Source organism: Streptomyces yerevanensis (genome assembly GCF_000716805.1).
GTDB lineage: Bacteria > Actinomycetota > Actinomycetes > Streptomycetales > Streptomycetaceae > Streptomyces > Streptomyces flaveus.
In genome coordinates this window covers 317,040-335,413 of sequence record NZ_JNWJ01000001.1, presented here as the reverse complement: position 1 = coordinate 335,413, position 18,374 = coordinate 317,040, and the positions used below count along the sequence as shown (strand labels likewise).

Sequence of the window (18,374 nt, the reverse complement as noted above, 5' to 3'; positions counted from 1 at the left end):
AGGGGGCCGCGTTGTCAGTGGCTCGTGGCAGGATCGGGGTCGTGGCAGAAACAGCATCGAAGAAGACCGAGAAGACCTCCGCCGACGGGCGCCCACGACTGATGCTCATGGACGGGCACTCGCTGGCGTACCGAGCGTTCTTCGCGCTGCCCGCGGAGAACTTCACGACGGCGACGGGACAGCCGACGAACGCGATCTACGGCTTCGCGTCGATGCTGGCCAACACCCTGCGCGACGAGGAGCCCACGCACTTCGCGGTGGCGTTCGACGTCTCCCGCAAGACCTGGCGCTCCGATGAGTTCACGGACTACAAGGCGAACCGTTCCAAGACCCCGGACGAGTTCAAGGGCCAGGTCGAGCTCATCGGCGAGCTGCTCGACGCCATGAACGCCGAGCGGTTCGCGGTCGAGGGCTTCGAGGCGGACGACGTCATCGCCACCCTCGCCACCCAGGCCGAGGCCGAGGGCTTCGAGGTGCTGATCGTCACCGGTGACCGCGACTCCTTCCAACTGGTCTCCGAGCACACGACGGTGCTGTATCCGACGAAGGGCGTCTCCGAGCTGACGCGGTTCACCCCGGAGAAGGTCTTCGAGAAGTACGGGCTGACGCCGGCCCAGTACCCCGACTTCGCGGCCCTGCGCGGCGACCCGTCCGACAACCTGCCGGGCATCCCCGGCGTCGGCGAGAAGACCGCCGCGAAGTGGATCAACCAGTTCGGATCGTTCGCCGAGCTGGTCGAGCGCGTCGAGGAGGTCAAGGGCAAGGCGGGACAGAACCTCCGCGACCACCTGGAGGCCGTCAAGCTCAACCGCCGGCTGACCGAGCTGGAGCGGCACATGGAGCTGCCCAGGACGGTCACCGACCTGGAGCGCGCCGCGTACGACCGCAAGGCCGTCGCGACGGTCCTGGACACCCTGGAGATCCGTAACCCCTCGCTGCGCGAGCGGCTGCTGGCCGTCGACCCCGGAGCCGAAGAGGCCGACACCTCACCGGTGATCGCCGAGGGTGTGGCACTGGACGGTGCGGTGCTCGGCGCGGGCGAGTTGAAGCCGTGGCTCGCCGAGCACGGCAAGGCGGTCCTCGGTGTCGCCACGGTCGACACCTGGTCGCTCGGTACGGGCGCGGTGGCCGAGGTCGCGCTCGCCGCGGCGGCAGGAGCAGCCGCCTGGTTCGACCCGACGCAGCTGGACGAGGCCGACGAGAACGCGTTCGCGCAGTGGCTCGCCGACCCGAAGAAGCCCAAGGTGTTCCACAACGCCAAGGGCGCCATGCGCGTCTTCGCCGAGCACGGCTGGAGCATCGCCGGCGTCTCCATGGACACCGCGCTCGCCGCCTACCTCGTCAAGCCCGGACGCCGCTCCTTCGACCTGGACGCGCTGTCCCTGGAATACCTCGGCCGGGAGCTGGCACCCGCCGCCGCGGCCGACGGGCAGCTCGCCTTCGGCGCCGACGAGGCCGCCGAGGCGGAGACGCTGATGGTGCAGGCCCGCGCCGTACTCGACCTGGGCGAAGCCTTCGGGGACCGGCTGAAGGAGGTCGGCGCGGCCGATCTGCTGGGCGACATGGAGCTGCCGACCTCTGCGCTGCTCGCCCGCATGGAGCGGCATGGCATCGCCGCGGACCGCGCACACCTCGAAGCCATGGAGCAGTTGTTCGCGGGCGCCGTGCAGCAGGCCATAAAGGAGGCACACGCGGCGGCCGGGCACGAGTTCAACCTGGGCTCGCCCAAGCAGCTCCAGGAAGTCCTCTTCGGAGAACTGGCCCTGCCCAAGACCAAGCGCACAAAGACGGGTTACACCACGGACGCGGACGCCCTCGCCTGGCTGGCCACCCAGACCGACAACGAACTGCCGGTCATCATGCTCCGCCACCGCGAGCAGGCCAAGCTGCGCGTGACCGTCGAAGGCCTCATCAAGTCGATCGCCGCGGACGGCCGTATCCACACCACGTTCAACCAGACGGTCGCTGCCACGGGCCGCCTCTCCTCCACGGACCCCAATCTCCAGAACATTCCGGTCCGCACCGACGAGGGCCGCGCGATCCGCCGCGGCTTCGTGGTCGGCGAGGGCTTCGAGTCCCTCATGACCGCCGACTACAGCCAGATCGAGCTGCGCGTCATGGCCCACCTCTCCGGGGACGAGGGCCTCATCGAGGCGTTCACCTCGGGGGAGGACCTGCACACGACGGTCGCCTCACAGGTGTTCTCCGTGGAGCGCTCCGCGGTCGACGCGGAGATGCGGCGCAAGATCAAGGCGATGTCGTACGGCCTGGCGTACGGCCTGTCGGCGTTCGGCCTGTCCCAGCAGCTGAACATTGACGCGGGGGAGGCGCGGGTGCTGATGGACACGTACTTCGAGCGATTCGGAGGCGTCCGCGACTTCCTGCGCCGAGCCGTGGACGAGGCGCGGGCGACGGGCTACACGGCGACGCTCTTCGGTCGCCGCCGCTACCTCCCCGACCTCAACAGCGACAATCGCCAGCGCCGCGAGGCGGCCGAGCGGATGGCTCTGAACGCGCCTATTCAGGGCACCGCCGCCGACATCGTCAAGATCGCCATGCTGAACGTCGACCGCGCCCTCACCGAAGCGAACCTCAAGTCCCGCATCCTGCTCCAGGTGCACGACGAAATCGTCCTCGAAATCGCCCCCGGCGAGCGGGAGTCGACCGAGGCCCTCGTCCGCCACGAAATGGCCAACGCGGTCCACCTGCGAGCCCCGCTGGACGTCTCGGTCGGCTCGGGCGACGACTGGGAGTCGGCGGCGCATTAGCCTCCGGCGGGCCGGGGGTTGGGCGCCCACAAGGGGGAACGACGCGGAGTGACTGTCACCCACGTGGTTCCCCAGCAGGGGCCCCGGCCCCGGCGTGCCCGGAGGATGCGGGGCATGGAGCCTCACATACGGCACTGCCGCATCGCACTTGCCTCCGCGCTGCTCACCCGGTACCCGCCCTCGCGGCTGCGGCCGGCACCGCCCGCATCCCCACCGGCGCAGACACCCTCGGTGCACCCATCCCCAGCGCCCCCTGCCACTCCTTCTACACCCCCATCGCCGTGACAGGGGCCGATGAAAGCGACTTGACCTGCGCGTTCGCGAGCGCGCGACAGTACGACTCGGCCCGCACCACGGCTGCCGGCCGGGTGCGACTGCTGGACGTACTGACGAACACCGGCGCGTTCCTGCGCACCCGTGCGTACGGCCTGAAACGGCTCAGCGAGTAGCCGGACGGCTCGGCTCCGTACGGTCCGCTGCCGGGCTGGGACGAACCGGAGCCGGACGCCACACCCTGACCCCGAAGCCGTACAGGAGCAGACCGACGGCCAGCCCGGCGCCCGCCCCGAAGCACACGGTGGGAATCAGCTCCCAGGGCTCCGCACGCGACCCCCAGTAGGCCCACCACCGAGACGCCCGCTGCACAGCGGCCACCACCGCGCAGCCACCGATCACGAGAGCGGCAAGCCACCGGTCCCGTACGGACAGAACCGGCACCCCCACGGGTTCCGCGGCGGGCAGTCGCCGCAGAGCGACCGCCACGAAGACCGCGATCACCACCGCCAGGACGGCCGAACCTCCGTACTGCAGGTACCAGTACAGCGGCGAACCCGCCAACTCCCGCCCCAGTACGGGAAAGACCCGCATCCCCCACCGGTCCAGATGTGTGAACGCGTCCAGCACGACATGCGTCAGTGCGCCCAGCACCGCGGACACGTACCACCACAGCGCACGCGCCGGCCGGAACGGCGCACGTGGCGCGCCACATCGCAGCAGAGCCGCCGTACGCCCCTGCCTGCGCGGCGGCAGCAGTGCCACCAGCGGTTCGCGCAACAGCATCCAAACGCCCACAAGTGCCCAGGTGATGAGGACGTCGATCGTGAACACGCCGGTGAAGGAGTGCGTGAACTCGCCGAACTCCATCGCCTCAGGCAGCACACTCGCCACGTAATAGGTCAAGTCAGGCGCAAACGAACCGGCGACGAGCACCGCGGGGACCAGCGAGCCACGACCGGTTCCGTCCATGCGTACGACGGGCAGGACAGCCGCGGCATGGCTGAGAGTGAACGGCAACTGGGCTCCACGTTGACGACGTTGACCGAACTTGACGGTCCTGAACGCTTCCTTGATCGAGTACGCCAGTATGCGGGACGAGCGCCGCATGCTTCTGGCGTACGCGGGCAGCAGAAAACGGATCTGGCCAACCGGTGAACTTCGGGCACGGACAGGTGTATACGCGCCGGAAGTTGTCGTAGGGTCACCTGGGTTGCCGCGCTGGAGAGCGCGGCCGGATGGCAGGGCAGCGCGCGCAGCGCGGGCAGTCGACGACGGGAGGGATTCACGCGATGGCGGCGCAATTCGGCAGAAGGTTGGCCAAAGGGGCGGTAACGACCGCTGTGGCCGCGGCCGCGGTGGCGGCCCTGTCCGCGTCCCAGGCCCCGGGCGTGACCGACAACACGCAAGACCGCCAGAACGCCGGTTCGCAGCCCTCGACCGAGGTCAACCCCGAAGAGAGCGCGACCGGTAACTCGCCGTACTACACGGACCTCCCGCCGCTCAACAGCCCGACCCCGAGCCCGACTCCCGGCACCGGGGGCCCCATCGCCGCGGGCGACGCCGAGGCCGGCATTCCCGCGACCGTCCTCGACGCCTACAAGAAGGCCGAGGCGGCACTGCGGGAGTCCAAGCCCGGCTGCAACCTCCCCTGGGAACTCCTCGCCGCCATCGGCAAGGTCGAGTCCGGTCAGGCCCGCGGCGGTCGCGTCGATGCCGACGGCACCACGATCACCCCGATTCTCGGCCCTGTTCTCAACGGCAACGGCTTCGCGAACATCTCCGACACGGACGGCGGTTCCTTCGACGGGGACACGACGCACGACCGCGCCGTCGGCCCCATGCAGTTCATCCCCTCCACCTGGGCCTGGGCGGGCCGGGACGGCAACGGCGACGGCACGAAGAACCCCAACAACATCTACGACGCGGCCCTCGCCGCCGGCCACTACCTCTGCCGGCTGGACCGCGACATGAACGTCCAGAAGGAACTGAACCGCGCGATCCTCAGCTACAACCCATCGACGGAATACCTGAACCTGGTCCTGTCGTGGCTCGAGTACTACCGCAAGGGCACCCACGAGGTGCCGGACGGCACGGGCACACTGCCTTCCGGTCGCAGCGACGACAACAACAGCGGGGCGAGCCCCAACAACCCGTCGCCGACCCCTCCGGCCACATCGAGGCCGCCGAACTCCAACTCCACGCCTGGCGGCGGCGACTCCACCAGTCCCACGCCTCCGCGTGGCGGGTCCACGAGTCCCACGCCTCCTGGGTCTCCCAGCCCGCCCCCGCCCAGCTCGCCGCCCCCGGGCACCACCCCGCCCCCCACCGGCACCGACACGGTCGACCACCTGGAGGACGCGGGCACCGGCACGCTCACCGCGACCGCGGGCGACGCCTTCACCGAGAAGATCGCCGCGCGCACCGAGACCAAGGCCGGCAAGGCCGTGCCGAAGGTCCGGGTCCGCTTCACGATCGTCGGTGACACGGACGCCACCTTCAGCGGCGGCGAAAGCGTCGCCACGGTCGTCACCAACAGCGCGGGCGTGGCCACCGCGCCCGCGCTCAAGGCCGGTGAGAAGACAGGCGAGTTCACGGTCCGCGCCACCGTCGTCGGCCGCAGCGTGCCCGGCCTCGACTACACGGCGACGGTCACCGCCCGCCAGGCCGACGCCCTCGCACGCACCAGCGACACCGCGCTGACCTGCGCTCCGGGCGACGAGTTCGCAGACCAGGTCGAGGTGAAAGCCACGTACAAGGGCGCCGCCGCCGACGGTGTCGCGGCCACCGCCACGCTCATCACGTCGGCGGACGACGCGACCGTGAACGACAAGGGCCCCTACTTCAAGGACGCCGACGGCAAGACCGTACGCACCCTGAAGGGCCTCGAGACGGACGCGAACGGCCTGCTCAAGCTGCCGAAGCTGTACGCGGACGACACGACCGGCACGTTCCTGCTGCGCATCTCCACCACCGGCGGCGCGACGCTGACGGTCGAACTGGAGGTGGCGGCGGCGACCGCCTCGCCGAGCCCCTCCGCCTCGTAGGTCCTCCGGATCAGCGGCGCCCCCTCCGTACGGCCGTACGGAGGGGGCGCCGCTGTCTGTGTGTGCAACGTGTTCTCATCTCGCTCTGCCGTTGCTACGGTGCCCCAGCCCTGACGCTCCATCAGCTCACCGGGGAGGCCCCGCATGCGTGCCCTGATCGCCGCCGCGACCGGTCTCGCCGTCGCGCTCGCGCTGGTCCTCACGATCACGGCCATCGGCTCGCCGGCCGGCAAGACCTCACCGAAACCGCTGCTGACCACCATCCCCGAGCACCCGTAACCCCTAGGGAGGGCCGCCCAGATGCGCCGCAAGGCCAGCCTGATCCTCCTCGCCCTCGCCGTGTTCTGCACGGCGCTGTCCCCACTGCTGCGCTGGTACGCCTTCCCCCGCCTCGCCAAGATCCCGGCCCACCAGTACCAGGACATGGTCCTGGAGGCGAAGGACGCCACCCTCCTCGACTACGGGACCATGCAGTCCAGGAAGGTCGACAAGGTCAGCATCGTGCAGACCCTCAAGGGCAACGTCGAGGCCTCCGAAAAGATCGAGAAGACAGCGGGCCGCGACGTCGTCGTATGGGACGGCCTGTCCTATGTCCAGGGCCCGGACGGCAAGATGGTCTCCAAGATCCCCGAACGCTACATCTTCGACGCGCACACCCAGGAGCCCGTCCACGCCACCGGCGAGATGGTCGACGGCGACGCCGTCAGGCGCGAGGGCATCGAGTTCAAGTGGCCCTTCCTGACCGAGAAACGGGACTACGAGTACTTCGACGCGCAGGCCCGCGTCACCGCCCCCATCCACTACAAGGGCGAGCAGGACTTCCGGGGCGTAAACGTTTACTACTTCGAGCAGACCATCCCCTGGACCAAAGTGCCCTTCCCCAAGACCATGCCCGTCAAAGGCATCACTCCGGAGTCGGTCGCCAAGACGGGCACCACCCGCTGGTACACCACCGTCCGCAAGTTCTGGGTCGAACCCGCCACCGGAGCGCCCGTCTACGGCGAGGAGATCCACAAGGAGGAACTGCGCGGCGGCACGCTCCTGGGGGACCGCGACAAGGTGACCGCGTTCTCCGGGCACGTCAAAATGCGCGAGGACTACATCGAGTCGACGGTCGACCTGGTCAAGTCCCAGCGCGTACTCATCATGTTGCTGACCTCGTACCTGCCGTGGGGTTTCCTGATCCTGGGCGCCGGGCTGCTGTCGCTGTCCCTGTACCTGGAGGCCCGCAGCCGCCGCCCCGCGGACCCTTCGCCCACCCAGACGCACGAACCGGAGCCCGTCAGCGCCTGAGGCGCGCGTTCGTGTACCGGGTCGGCTCCGCCGTCGCGGGATCCTCGGGCCACGGATGCTTCGGATACCTCCCGCGCAACTCGGCCCGTACGCCCCGGTATCCGTCCCGCCAGAACGAGGCGAGGTCGGCGGTGACGGCGGCGGGCCGTCCCGCGGGCGACAGCAGATGCACGAGTACGGGCACACCGGCGACGGCCGGGGACTCCTGCAGGCCGAACATCTCCTGCAACTTCACAGCGAGCACGGGCCGTTCGGGATCCGCGTAGTCGATTCGGATTCTGGACCCACTAGGCACCTCGATCCGCTCGGGCGCCAACTCCTCGAACCGCGCCGCCTCCCCGGAGGCCCACGGCAACAGCCGCCCGAGGGCCTGCCCTGCGTCGATCCGTGCCAGATCGGCCCGCCGCCGCGCCCGGCTCAGCTCTGGCTCCAGCCAGTCGTCCACGCGCGCGTGCAGGGCGTCGTCCGACACATCGGGCCAGGGAGCCCCCAGATGGCGACGCAGAAACCCGAGCCGCTGCCGCAGCACCTCGGCATCCCGCGACCACCGCAACAGCCCAAGACCCTCCTCCCGCAACCCGTCCAGCAGCGCTTCCCGCACGAGCCCGGAGTCGGCGTTCCTGATCGGCCGCACCGCCAACTCCACGGCCCCCAACCGCTCGACGCGCCGAGCGACCACGTCCCCCTCCGCCCAGCGCACCTCCTCGCCCTCGCCGTGCAGTGCCCCGGCGGCCCGCCGCACGGTCTCCTCATCGACCACGGCCCCGAGCCGCACGCGCGCGTGCCCCGCTCCCATCGGCCGATCCGCAACGGCGACAGCGAGCCAGCCGGCTCCCCGCAACCCCGTCCCTCCGCCGAGCTCGGCCCTCGTACCGGCCACCATGAGATACGAGCCGCCCTGCGCACGAGCAACCCGCTCCGGGAACGCGAGAGCGGCGACGAGGCCTACGACGTGGTCGTCGCCGGAGGTTTCCCGCGCACGCGTGCCGGGCCTGGCGGGTCCGGGTGGCGGTGAGGCTTCGGCGCGTGATCGGGCGGGCACGGCGTTGGCGGTGGCTTCCGGCGGGGTGCTGTTTACGTTGCCGGCCGACTGCGCGGGCCGGTCGGCGCGGTCGGGTCCTTGATCAGGACGTCCGGCATGAGGGAGTGCGAGCGCTGCGGCGCTGTTGAAGACGGGTTCGTCGGCGCCGGGAGCGTGCGCGCCGGTCGCCCCGCCACTGAGCGGAGCGGGTGCCGTCGCGGCACGGAGCCGCCGCGCCTCCACCCGCCAGCGGCGCGCATACGCGTCGCCCCCTCGCCGGGCGGTACGCCAGGCAGCGGCGAGGTCGTCGCCGTACTCGCGTGGTGGCTCCTCGCTCAGCAGGGCGACCACCTCGGCTGCCCGGTCGGCGCCGACCTCGGGTGCCGCGTCCAGCAGGGCGCGGGCCAGCCGGGGATGCAACCCCAGCCGGGACATGCGTACACCCCGCTCCGTGGCCCGCCCCGCGGAGTCCACCGCCCCGATGGCCGTCAGGACGGTGCGTGCAGCGGCGAGCGCGCCGCTCGGCGGCGGGTCCAGCAGCGCGAGCCCGGACGCGTCCGGATCGCCCCAGCACGCCGTCTGCAAGGCGAACGCCGTCAGGTCGGCCACCTTGATCTCCGGCGCGGGGAAACGCGGCAGACGGGCGTCCTCCGCCTCCGTCCAGCACCGGTACACCGCCCCGGGCGCCTCACGCCCGGCCCGCCCCGCACGCTGCCGTCCGGCCGCCTGTGACGCCCGTACGGTCGTCAGCGCACTCAGCCCCCGAGCGTGATCGACGCGCGGCTCCCGGGCCAGCCCGGCGTCCACGACGACCCGTACGCCGGGCACGGTGAGGGACGACTCGGCCACGGACGTCGCGAGCACCACCCGACGCCGTGCACCGGGCGAGAGCACCGCGTCCTGGGCGGCTGCGGGAGCCCTTCCGTGCACCTGGAGCACCTCGATCCCGCTCAGATCCCCCAACTGCCCGGCGACACGGGCGATTTCCCCGACGCCGGGCAGAAAGCACAGCACGTCCCCCTCGCGCTCGGACAGCACCCGCCGCACCACCGACGCCACATGCGTCAGCAGCGCCGGATCCACCCGCATCCCGTGCGGCGGCCGCACCGGCCGCGCGGGCGGCGCCCACACCACCTCGACGGGATACGAGGCGTCCTTTGATGTGATCACGGGGGCATGGCCCAGCAGCCGCGCCCACCCCTCCGCGTCCGTCGTCGCGGAAGCGGCCACCAGCCGCAGCTCGGGGCGGAGAGCGGTCCGTACGTCCCACAGGAAGGCCGCCACCGTATCGGCGTCCAGATGCCGCTCATGGCACTCGTCGAGCACGACCACGTCGACACCGGCGAGCTCCTGGTCCCGCTGCAATCGCTGCAACAGGACACCGGTCGTCACGACCTCCACGCGCGCGCGTGGCCCCACCACCCGCTCACCGCGCACCGTGTAGCCGACGCGCCCGCCGACCTTCTCACCGAGCAGCCACGCCATCCGCCGAGCGGCGGCCCGGGCGGCGATCCGCCGCGGCTCGGCGACGACGACACGACGTACGACCGGACGATCCGCGTCCGCACCCGAGGCCGGGCCCAGCAGCCCGGCCAGTTCCAGGGGAACCAGCGTCGTCTTGCCCGTCCCGGGCGGCGCACACAGCACAGCCGTGCCATGCCCCTCCAGGGCATCCCGCAACGCGGGCACGACGGAACGAACGGGCAACCGGTCCAGAGCGTCGGTACGGATCACGCCCCCAGTGTCGTACGACAGCCAAAACGCCCCGCACGCGCGCGTGCCCCCGCAATCACCCGCACGCGCGCGTGCCCGTTCGGTTATTCGTCCCGCTCGTCCCGCACGCACACGAAAATCGCCGTCCCAGGGATCAGATTTCCGCGCAGCGGCGACCAGCCGCCCCACTCCTGGCTGTTCCAGGATGGCCATTCCGGTTCGACCAGGTCCACCAGCCGGAAGCCCGCCGCCACCACGTCCCGGACCCGGTCGCCGACCGTCCTGTGGTGCTCGACGTACACCGCGCGACCCTTCTCGTCCTGCTCCACGTACGGCGTGCGGTCGAAGTACGAGGCGGACACGCTCAAGCCCTCGGGCCCCGGCTCGTCGGGGAAGGCCCAGCGGATCGGATGCGTGACGGAGAAGACGAACCGGCCGCCGGGCCGCAGCACGCGGCGTACCTCCCGAAGGACCCGCACCGGATCGGCGACGAACGGCAGCGCCCCGTACGCCGAGCACGCCAGGTCGAACGTGCTGTCCCCGAAGGGCAGCGCCCCGGCGTCCGCCTCCACGAGGGCCACGCCCTGGGTGCCGATCCGCAGAGCGTGCTGAAGCTGCCGGTGCGAGAGGTCCAGAGCGACCGGACGGGCCCCCTGAGCGGCCAGCCAGCGCGAACACTGCGCCGCCCCCGCGCCGATCTCCAGGACGTCCTTGCCCTTCAGCTCCTCGGCCGGCCCCAGCAACTCGGCCTCCACCTCGTCGAGCCCCTCGGGCCCCCATACGAAGCGGTCGTCACCGAGGAACGTGCCGTGCTCGACCTGGTACTCGTCCGCGTTCCGGTCCCACCACCCTCGACTGGCGCGGGAGGTCTCCGCGACGTCCGCCGGGCGTCGTGTCGCCTCCGGCTCGAGCGGTTGGGGCTCTTCGGGCTCTTGGATGATCGGCTCCCTCGTATTAGTCTGCGGCCTCGTCCGTCCGCCCGTCCCGGTGGTGTCACGGAAGGGGCGTTTGGGCCTGCGTGACTCCAGACGGTGTCTGATATGCGGCTCGGCCGCGAGTGGTCTTGTGCCGGGTATGCGGCGATCCGCCCCGGGTGTGCGCCTTCGCGCATTGACCGTGTCCGGCTGCCCCCGTATGCTACAAGTTGCGCTGCGGGCCTGCGCTCCTCAGACGTAGCAGGCTGCGCTCGCATCTGTATGTATGTCCCCTCGGTTGTCGAGGCGCCCCGGTCATCGGATTTCGGCGCTTCCTTGGCTGTCCGGCTTCTGCAGAGCGAAACGGGCTCCCGGCGTAAGCAGTACCTACGACTTCAATGTCCGTACCGGAGCCCTTTCCCACATGACGAGCAGCACCGAGACCACCGCCACCACCCCGCAGGTAGCGGTCAACGACATCGGTAACGAGGAAGCCTTCCTCGCCGCGATCGACGAGACGATCAAGTACTTCAACGACGGCGACATCGTCGACGGCGTCATCGTGAAGGTCGACAGGGACGAGGTCCTGCTCGACATCGGTTACAAGACCGAAGGTGTTATCCCGAGCCGCGAGCTCTCGATCAAGCACGACGTCGACCCCAATGAGGTCGTCGCCGTCGGTGACGAGATCGAGGCCCTTGTTCTCCAGAAGGAGGACAAGGAAGGCCGCCTGATCCTCTCGAAGAAGCGTGCCCAGTACGAGCGTGCCTGGGGCACCATCGAGAAGATCAAGGAAGAGGACGGCATCGTCACCGGTACCGTCATCGAGGTCGTCAAGGGTGGTCTCATCCTCGACATCGGCCTCCGTGGCTTTCTCCCGGCCTCCCTGGTCGAGATGCGCCGCGTTCGCGACCTCCAGCCCTATGTGGGCAAGGAGCTCGAGGCCAAGATCATCGAGCTGGACAAGAACCGCAACAACGTGGTCCTGTCCCGCCGTGCCTGGCTGGAGCAGACCCAGTCCGAGGTCCGCCAGACCTTCCTCACGACCCTCCAGAAGGGTCAGGTCCGCTCTGGCGTGGTCTCCTCGATCGTCAACTTCGGTGCCTTCGTGGACCTGGGTGGCGTCGACGGTCTGGTCCACGTCTCCGAGCTGTCCTGGAAGCACATCGACCACCCCTCCGAGGTCGTCGAGGTCGGCCAGGAGGTCACGGTCGAGGTCCTGGACGTCGACATGGACCGCGAGCGCGTCTCCCTGTCGCTGAAGGCGACCCAGGAAGACCCGTGGCAGCAGTTCGCCCGCACCCACCAGATCGGCCAGGTCGTGCCCGGCAAGGTCACGAAGCTGGTTCCGTTCGGTGCGTTCGTCCGCGTGGACGAGGGCATCGAGGGTCTGGTCCACATCTCCGAGCTGGCCGAGCGCCACGTGGAGATCCCGGAGCAGGTCGTCCAGGTCAACGACGAGATCTTCGTCAAGGTCATCGACATCGACCTCGAGCGCCGTCGCATCAGCCTCTCGCTGAAGCAGGCCAACGAGGCCTTCGGTGCCGACCCGGCCTCGGTGGAGTTCGACCCCACGCTGTACGGCATGGCCGCGTCGTACGACGACCAGGGCAACTACATCTACCCCGAGGGCTTCGACCCCGAGACCAACGACTGGCTCGAGGGTTACGAGAAGCAGCGCGAGGCCTGGGAGGGCCAGTACGCCGAGGCGCAGGCGCGCTTCGAGCAGCACCAGGCGCAGGTCATCAAGTCCCGCGAGGCGGACGCCCAGGCCGAGGCCGAGGGCGCTGCCGGCGGCGGCACCCCGGGTGCGGCTCCGGCTGCCTCCGGTGGCGGTGGCGGTTCGTACTCCTCGGAGTCGGACGACAACTCCGGCGCCCTGGCGTCGGACGAGGCCCTGGCTGCCCTCCGCGAGAAGCTGGCCGGCGGCCAGAGCTGATCGTCGGCGCCAGTCCGAGCAGGTAGTAACTGGGCCCGCACCCCTGTTGGGGGTGCGGGCCCAGTGCCTTTGCCCCCGCAGGGGGCTGCCCGCGCTCCCCGCCGAGGGCTCGTCCGCCCTTTGGCCGCCCGCGAGGCGGTTAATCGCCCTCTACCTCTACGCACGCGTGCCCCCTCTGCTCTCCACGCGCGCGTACCGATGACGCCGTAGCGGATAAGAAGGCGATAAGAGGGTCAGGAAGGGGCGCGCTTCGGGAATGCCCGCGTTCCAGGACTCGTTGTGAAGTACGAACACGAGGAGGAGCGGTCACAGTGCTTGATCCGCAGGGTTTGTACGCATGGGAGCCGAAGGGCCTGGCCGTCGTCGACATGGCGCTCGCCCAGGAGTCGGCGGGCCTTGTCATGCTCTACCACTTCGACGGATACATCGACGCGGGCGAGACCGGCGACCAGATCGTCGACCGGCTCCTCGGCTCGCTGCCCCACCAGGTCGTCGCCCGGTTCGACCACGACCGGCTCGTGGACTACCGCGCCCGTCGCCCGCTGCTGACGTTCAAGCGCGACCACTGGGCCGACTACGAAGAGCCCACACTCGACGTCCGGCTCGTCCAGGATGCGACGGGTGCCCCCTTCCTGCTCCTCTCCGGCCCGGAGCCGGACGTCGAGTGGGAGCGCTTCGCCGTGGCCGTCCAGCAGATCGTGGAGCGGCTCGGCGTCCGCCTGGCCGTGAACTTCCACGGCATCCCCATGGGTGTTCCGCACACCCGTCCCGTGGGCCTCACCCCGCACGGCAACCGCAACGAACTGGTGCCCGGCCACAGCAGCCCCTTCGAAGAGGCCCAGGTCCCCGGCAGCGCCGAGTCGCTCGTCGAGTACCGCCTCATGGCGGCCGGACATGACGTCCTGGGTGTCGCCGCGCACGTGCCGCACTACATCGCCCGTTCCCCGTACCCGGACGCCTCGCTGACCGTACTGGAGGCGATCACCGCCGCGACCGGTCTGGTTCTGCCGGGTATCGCACACGCCCTGCGCACCGACGCACACCGTACGCAGACCGAGATCGACCGGCAGATCCAGGAGGGCGACGAGGAACTCGTCGCGCTCGTCCAGGGCCTTGAGCATCAGTACGACGCCGCCGCGGGCGCCGAGACACGGGGCAACATGCTCGCCGAACCCCTGGACATCCCGTCGGCGGACGAGATCGGGCTCGAGTTCGAGCGGTTCCTGGCGGAGCGGGAAGGCGACGCATAGCGCAGCGGCGGAGGGCCAACGAGGCCTGTCGATGGCGTTGTCAGAGGCAGGTCCTAAGCTTTCGAGCATGCTGACAGTGGGCCTGACCGGCGGGATCGGCGCCGGCAAGAGCGAGGTGTCGCGGCTGCTCGTTGAGTGCGGCGCCGTGCTGATCGACGCCGACAAGATCGCACGGGAGGTCGTCGAGCCCGGAACTCCCGGCCTCGCAGCGGTCGTCGACGCCTTCGGAGAGGACATACTCACCCCGGACGGCAGCCTCGACCGGCCGAAGCTGGGCGCGATCGTCTTCACGGACCCGGAGAAGCTCGCTCTGCTGAACTCGATCGTGCACCCCCTTGTGGGCGCCCGCTCCCGCGAGCTCGAAACCGCCGCCTCCCAGGACGCCGTCATCGTGCACGACGTCCCGCTGCTCGCCGAGAACGGCCTCGCGCCGCTGTACGACGTCGTGGTGGTCGTCGACGTCGCCCCCGAGACCCAGCTCGACCGGCTCATACGGCTGCGCGGCATGACCGAGGAGGACGCCCGCGCCCGCATGGCCGCCCAGGCCACCCGCGAGAAGCGCCTGGAAACAGCGGACATCGTCATCGACAACGACGTACCGCTGGAGGAGCTGGAGCGGCGCGTCCGGGAGGTGTGGGCGGATCTTGTGCGGCGGGCACACCAGAAAACGACCTTGGAATAGCGGGCCCCGTCCGGGGCGTTGAAGCTGGGCAGTGAGGGAAGGAGTGGGGCGTGCCTGAGTTCAGTGGTTCCACCGGACCTACTCCGGAGACGCATGTCATCGACTTCCGCGCCGCCGAGCAGCTGCTGGCCGCGCGTGATCCGCGGGGCGCGGTGAAGCTGCTCGACAAGGTCATCGCCGCACACCCGGAGAACACGGCGGCACGGCTGCTGCGCGCGCGTGCCTTCTTCGCGGCAGCTCAACTGCGGCCCGCCGAGTTGGAGTTCACGATCGTGCTGGAGCGCGAGCCGGACAACGCGTTCGCGCACTTCGCGCTGGCGCGTACGTACGAGCGCTCGGGCCGTCCCGAGCAGGCCATACGCCACTTCCGGCTCGCGGCGGCACTGGACCCGCAGCCGGAGTATGTGGCCGCGGCCCGCTTTGACACCTGACCGCTGGTTCGGTTGCTACCGCGCCCAGTAGGGGCGCGGGGCTGTATCAATATGCGGCTCCGCCGCGATCGGGGTCCCTTCCCCGCTCGAGCGCAGCCGAGAGTGGGGGAGTGACCAGCCACGACGCCCCAGCGGCTTCGAACCGCATTGCCAGCGGAGTGCTTAGCGGCGTTTGTTCGGCGGCGGATAGGGCGGGATGTCGGGGCCCGGCTGGTAGTGGGGACCTTGGCGGATGTGCCGGAGGATCATCGCCAGGTCGACGGTGATGATCAGCCACAGCACCCCGCAGGCGATCGCCCACCCGGGCCGCCCGGCGAGGGCGAAGGCCGCGGTTCCCGCAATCGCCCAGACCAGACCCCACACGCTGAGCCACATGCGCGCTCGCAGCGCACTGCGCGCAGTCGTCGGTTCACTGCCCGTACGCATCCGGATCACTGCTCCTACTCGGAAACGTACTCTTCGTGGTGCACGTTCACCAAGAGGCGGACGAACGGGGGAGCGGCTGTGCTGCTGGAGGCGCTGCGGGCCGACGAGAGGCTCGCGGAATGGCTGAGGGATCTGGAGAGCGAGGCCGTCCCGTGCGTGGAGGCCGTTCTTCCGGACGCCGTCGTACTGCCGGACGTACTCCTCGATCTGTCCGTGCCGCATGAGTGCGTCAATGAACTCGTCGCGCAGCGGGAGAGGTTGGCGGCGGATCCGGAGGCGACAGCGCTGCTGCGACGGTGCGTCGGCCGGTTCGTACGTGACATGGGGGAGATCGGCAAAGGGTGGGAGCCGCCGGCCTTCCCCGAGTCCACGGGACCGCTCGGCCGAAGCTTCCATGTGTTCGTGTTCGTCGCCGCACTGCCGTATGTACGCGCGTACCACCGGGACCGGGGTATCCCGGAGGCCGTGTCCCGGCGCAGCCTCGCCGATCTGGGGCGGCACATGGCCGTGCACCGTCGGCGGCTCGGTACCTGCGGGCTCCTGGCGCCGTGGTGGCTCGCCCTGCACTTCCACGGGGAGCTGTACCAGCTGGGGCGGCTGCAGTTCCAGCGTACGCGGCTCGGCGGGCGCACGGGTCAGGCGGCCGCGGCCGCGGGTCTCGACACCGGCCCCGGCGGCCTCTGCCTGAGCCTGCACATCGCCGACTTCCGCGGGCCCCTGTCACCGCGCGCGTGTGACCAATCGCTGGGCCTGGCACGGGAGTTCTTCGCCCGCCACTACCCGTACGAACGGTACGAGGTGGCTGTCTGCCATTCCTGGCTGCTCGACCCGCAGTTGAAGCGGTACTTGCCGGCGGAGTCCAACATCGTCCGTTTCCAGGAGCGGTTTCAGCTCGCGTACGAGGAGACGAAAGCGGACGACAAGAGTGCGGTGGGCTTCGTCTTCGGTGATCCGGAACTGCCGGTGAAGCGGCTGCCTCGGCGTACGAGTGTGGAGCGGGCGGTCGGGGATCATCTGCGGGCGGGCGGTCACTGGTACGGCGGGCATGGCTGGTTCGCGCTGTAACTCGAACGGGTGAAGCGGCGGGGAGGGGGAACGGGGCGGCGGGCACGGGCCGTTTGACGGGTATGACGATCGAGATGCGTGCGGGATACGAGGGGACCGGGCCCGGAGCGATTACGCCGGACGGTTGCGCGGTGGAGCTGTATGCGCGGCTGCCCGTCCGGGACGAGCCGGACATCATCAGCGCGGCCGTGCCCGCGGGGGCGCACATCCTCGAACTGGGCTGCGGGGTGGGGCGCGTGACGCATCCGCTTCTGGAGCGGGGGTTCATGGTCACGGCGGTGGACGAGTCGGCGGAGATGCTGGAGCGGGTGCGTGGGGCGCGCACGATATGCAGTCCCATCGAGACGCTCGCCCTGCGGGAGAAGTTCGACGTGGTGATGCTCGCGTCGTTCCTGGTGCACACCGGCGACGTCGGGGTACGGCGCGGGATGTTGGACGTGTGCCGGAGCCATGTCGCGGACGACGGGTGCGTGTTGATCCAGCGCGAGGGGGAGGACTACCACACGAATCTGCCGCGCGAGCGAAGCGAGATGAGGGTCCCCCCGGCCGAAGGCTGGGGGAGTGAGGATCCGAGCGGGTTCACGGTGCGGATGCTGTCTGCGGAGCCAGTGGGGGACGGGGTGAACTCGGTGCACGCGGAGTATGTCTTCCCGGATGCGATATGGACCCAGACATTTCTTGCACGACCGCTCACGAAGGAGGAGTTCGAGGGGGCGCTGGCAGAGGCGGGGTTGAAGGTCGACCGGTATCTGACGGGAGACGGGGTCTGGGTGCGGGCGGTTCCGGTGGGAGCGTGAGCTTGGTTCGGGGGCGATGGGTTTCGTGGTTCGACGGAGAACTCCGGTTGCCGAGCGATGAGTTTCGGAAGGCGGACCGGTCTACCTCTGTGACAGCAACGCGAACCGCTTCACGCAGGAGAGCCTCATGTCCGAGATCACCGCTTCCGTCGCTTCCGTAACGTCCGGCACTGTCGTCGCCGAATCCGCGACCGCTCGTGGCCGCCGTGCCCGTATCGCCCTGCGTGGTCTGCAGGTTGTGCTCGCCCTTTTCTTCGGCTTCGCGAGCGCGCTGCCCAAGCTGATCGCGCACGAGTCGGCCGTCGAGCCCTTCGACAAGATCGGTTGGGGCAGCGCGGGCATGTACAGCATCGGCGTGCTCGAACTCCTCGGTGGCGTCGCGCTGTTGATCCCGCTGCTGTCGTCGGTGGCGGCAGTTTCGCTGAGCGCGCTGATGGTGGGGGCATTCATCACACAACTCGCCGTCTTCGACGGGGAGTACGCCGCGACTCCGCTCATCCTGATAGTCCCGCTCGCCCTGATCGCCTACGCACGCCGGAGTCACAACGCCGAGCTGTTGGAACTCATACGACGACGGTCGTGACCTCCCCCAGTCGGACGGCTCCCGGCGCGGGGGAGGGGACCGCGCCGGGAGCCGTCGCCTGTTCGAGTGGGGTCGGGGTGAGCTGATGCCGAGCTTTGGCGTGGGCTTGTCGTCGCGCGGAGCCGGTTGCCGACATCGCGCCAGAGTGCCGGTACCGCGCCCCGTCCGGGGC

At 69.9% G+C, this 18,374-nt stretch carries 16 protein-coding genes; 12 read left to right on the top strand and 4 right to left on the bottom strand.

Going from position 1 to position 18,374, the window contains the following annotated elements; genetic code table 11:
• The first annotated feature begins 41 nt into the window (after positions 1–41).
• Positions 42–2,768, top strand: coding sequence for a DNA polymerase I (gene polA, locus OP79_RS01495; RefSeq protein ID WP_033317999.1), 2,727 nt, complete (start codon positions 42–44; stop codon positions 2,766–2,768).
• Between the two features lie 281 nt (positions 2,769–3,049).
• A complete protein-coding gene (locus OP79_RS55145; protein ID WP_157857261.1) occupies positions 3,050–3,217 on the top strand; it encodes a hypothetical protein in 168 nt (55 codons plus the stop codon).
• Here OP79_RS55145 and OP79_RS01490 read toward each other — a convergent pair.
• The gene (locus OP79_RS01490) at positions 3,207–4,061 is read right to left on the bottom strand and encodes a DUF4184 family protein (RefSeq protein ID WP_033318140.1); all 855 of its coding nucleotides are present in this window, start codon (positions 4,059–4,061) and stop codon (positions 3,207–3,209) included. The genes OP79_RS55145 and OP79_RS01490 overlap by 11 nt on opposite strands.
• Positions 4,062–4,333: 272 nt before the next feature.
• Here OP79_RS01490 and OP79_RS01485 point away from each other — a divergent pair, with 272 nt between their 5' ends.
• The 3 genes from OP79_RS01485 to pgfA all read left to right on the top strand — a co-directional run bounded on the left by OP79_RS01485 (position 4,334) and on the right by pgfA (position 7,381).
• Positions 4,334–6,088, top strand: a complete 1,755-nt coding sequence (locus OP79_RS01485) for a lytic transglycosylase domain-containing protein (protein WP_033317998.1) — start codon at positions 4,334–4,336, stop codon at positions 6,086–6,088.
• Between the two features lie 144 nt (positions 6,089–6,232).
• On the top strand, positions 6,233–6,367 hold the full coding sequence (locus tag OP79_RS53595; RefSeq protein WP_106972263.1) for an SPW_0924 family protein: 135 nt from the start codon (positions 6,233–6,235) through the stop codon (positions 6,365–6,367).
• A 21-nt stretch (positions 6,368–6,388) separates the two neighbouring features.
• The gene (pgfA, locus tag OP79_RS01480) at positions 6,389–7,381 is read left to right on the top strand and encodes a cell envelope lipid trafficking protein PgfA (protein ID WP_033317997.1); all 993 of its coding nucleotides are present in this window, start codon (positions 6,389–6,391) and stop codon (positions 7,379–7,381) included.
• Here pgfA and OP79_RS01475 read toward each other — a convergent pair.
• Both OP79_RS01475 and OP79_RS01470 read right to left on the bottom strand, forming a co-directional pair.
• Positions 7,371–10,136, bottom strand: coding sequence for an ATP-dependent RNA helicase (locus tag OP79_RS01475; protein WP_033317996.1), 2,766 nt, complete (start codon positions 10,134–10,136; stop codon positions 7,371–7,373). The genes pgfA and OP79_RS01475 overlap by 11 nt on opposite strands.
• Positions 10,137–10,219: 83 nt before the next feature.
• On the bottom strand, positions 10,220–11,056 hold the full coding sequence (locus OP79_RS01470) for a class I SAM-dependent methyltransferase (RefSeq protein WP_245685187.1): 837 nt from the start codon (positions 11,054–11,056) through the stop codon (positions 10,220–10,222).
• Positions 11,057–11,453: 397 nt separating this feature from the next.
• Between OP79_RS01470 and rpsA the strand changes: the two genes are divergently transcribed.
• From rpsA to OP79_RS01450, 4 genes are all read left to right on the top strand, one after another.
• The gene (gene rpsA, locus OP79_RS01465) at positions 11,454–12,968 is read left to right on the top strand and encodes a 30S ribosomal protein S1 (RefSeq protein WP_033317994.1); all 1,515 of its coding nucleotides are present in this window, start codon (positions 11,454–11,456) and stop codon (positions 12,966–12,968) included.
• A gap of 311 nt (positions 12,969–13,279) precedes the next feature.
• Positions 13,280–14,218 carry a PAC2 family protein gene (locus tag OP79_RS01460; protein WP_033317993.1) on the top strand — a complete coding sequence of 313 codons (939 nt, stop codon included), beginning with the start codon at positions 13,280–13,282 and terminating at the stop codon, positions 14,216–14,218.
• A gap of 67 nt (positions 14,219–14,285) precedes the next feature.
• A complete protein-coding gene (gene coaE / locus OP79_RS01455) occupies positions 14,286–14,900 on the top strand; it encodes a dephospho-CoA kinase (protein WP_033317992.1) in 615 nt (204 codons plus the stop codon).
• Positions 14,901–14,950: 50 nt separating this feature from the next.
• Positions 14,951–15,331, top strand: coding sequence for a tetratricopeptide repeat protein (locus tag OP79_RS01450; protein ID WP_033317991.1), 381 nt, complete (start codon positions 14,951–14,953; stop codon positions 15,329–15,331).
• A 162-nt stretch (positions 15,332–15,493) separates the two neighbouring features.
• Here OP79_RS01450 and OP79_RS01445 read toward each other — a convergent pair whose 3' ends face one another.
• Positions 15,494–15,757: a DUF6343 family protein gene (locus OP79_RS01445; protein WP_033317990.1), complete on the bottom strand. Its 264-nt coding sequence runs from the start codon at positions 15,755–15,757 to the stop codon at positions 15,494–15,496.
• A gap of 78 nt (positions 15,758–15,835) precedes the next feature.
• On the opposite strand from OP79_RS01445, the gene OP79_RS01440 reads away from it, so the two are divergent.
• The 3 genes from OP79_RS01440 to OP79_RS01430 all read left to right on the top strand — a co-directional run bounded on the left by OP79_RS01440 (position 15,836) and on the right by OP79_RS01430 (position 18,202).
• Complete coding sequence (locus OP79_RS01440) at positions 15,836–16,822, top strand: acyltransferase domain-containing protein (protein WP_033317989.1); 987 nt, start codon at positions 15,836–15,838, stop codon at positions 16,820–16,822.
• Positions 16,823–16,896: 74 nt separating this feature from the next.
• Positions 16,897–17,619: a class I SAM-dependent methyltransferase gene (locus OP79_RS01435; RefSeq protein ID WP_078491558.1), complete on the top strand. Its 723-nt coding sequence runs from the start codon at positions 16,897–16,899 to the stop codon at positions 17,617–17,619.
• Between the two features lie 127 nt (positions 17,620–17,746).
• A complete protein-coding gene (locus OP79_RS01430) occupies positions 17,747–18,202 on the top strand; it encodes a DoxX family protein (RefSeq protein ID WP_033317987.1) in 456 nt (151 codons plus the stop codon).
• The last annotated feature ends 172 nt before the right edge of the window (positions 18,203–18,374 follow it).

Bases quoted from the DNA above. Each gene is read 5' to 3' on its own strand.
- OP79_RS53595 (WP_106972263.1), top strand. From the start codon at position 6,233: ATGCGTGCCCTGATCGCCGCCGCGACCGGTCTCGCCGTCGCGCTCGCG.
- pgfA (WP_033317997.1), top strand. From the start codon at position 6,389: ATGCGCCGCAAGGCCAGCCTGATCCTCCTCGCCCTCGCCGTGTTCTGC.
- OP79_RS01445 (WP_033317990.1), bottom strand. From the start codon at position 15,757: ATGCGTACGGGCAGTGAACCGACGACTGCGCGCAGTGCGCTGCGAGCG.
- OP79_RS01485 (WP_033317998.1), top strand. From the start codon at position 4,334: ATGGCGGCGCAATTCGGCAGAAGGTTGGCCAAAGGGGCGGTAACGACC.
- OP79_RS01435 (WP_078491558.1), top strand. From the start codon at position 16,897: ATGCGTGCGGGATACGAGGGGACCGGGCCCGGAGCGATTACGCCGGAC.
- coaE (WP_033317992.1), top strand. From the start codon at position 14,286: ATGCTGACAGTGGGCCTGACCGGCGGGATCGGCGCCGGCAAGAGCGAG.
- OP79_RS01430 (WP_033317987.1), top strand. From the start codon at position 17,747: ATGTCCGAGATCACCGCTTCCGTCGCTTCCGTAACGTCCGGCACTGTC.
- rpsA (WP_033317994.1), top strand. From the start codon at position 11,454: ATGACGAGCAGCACCGAGACCACCGCCACCACCCCGCAGGTAGCGGTC.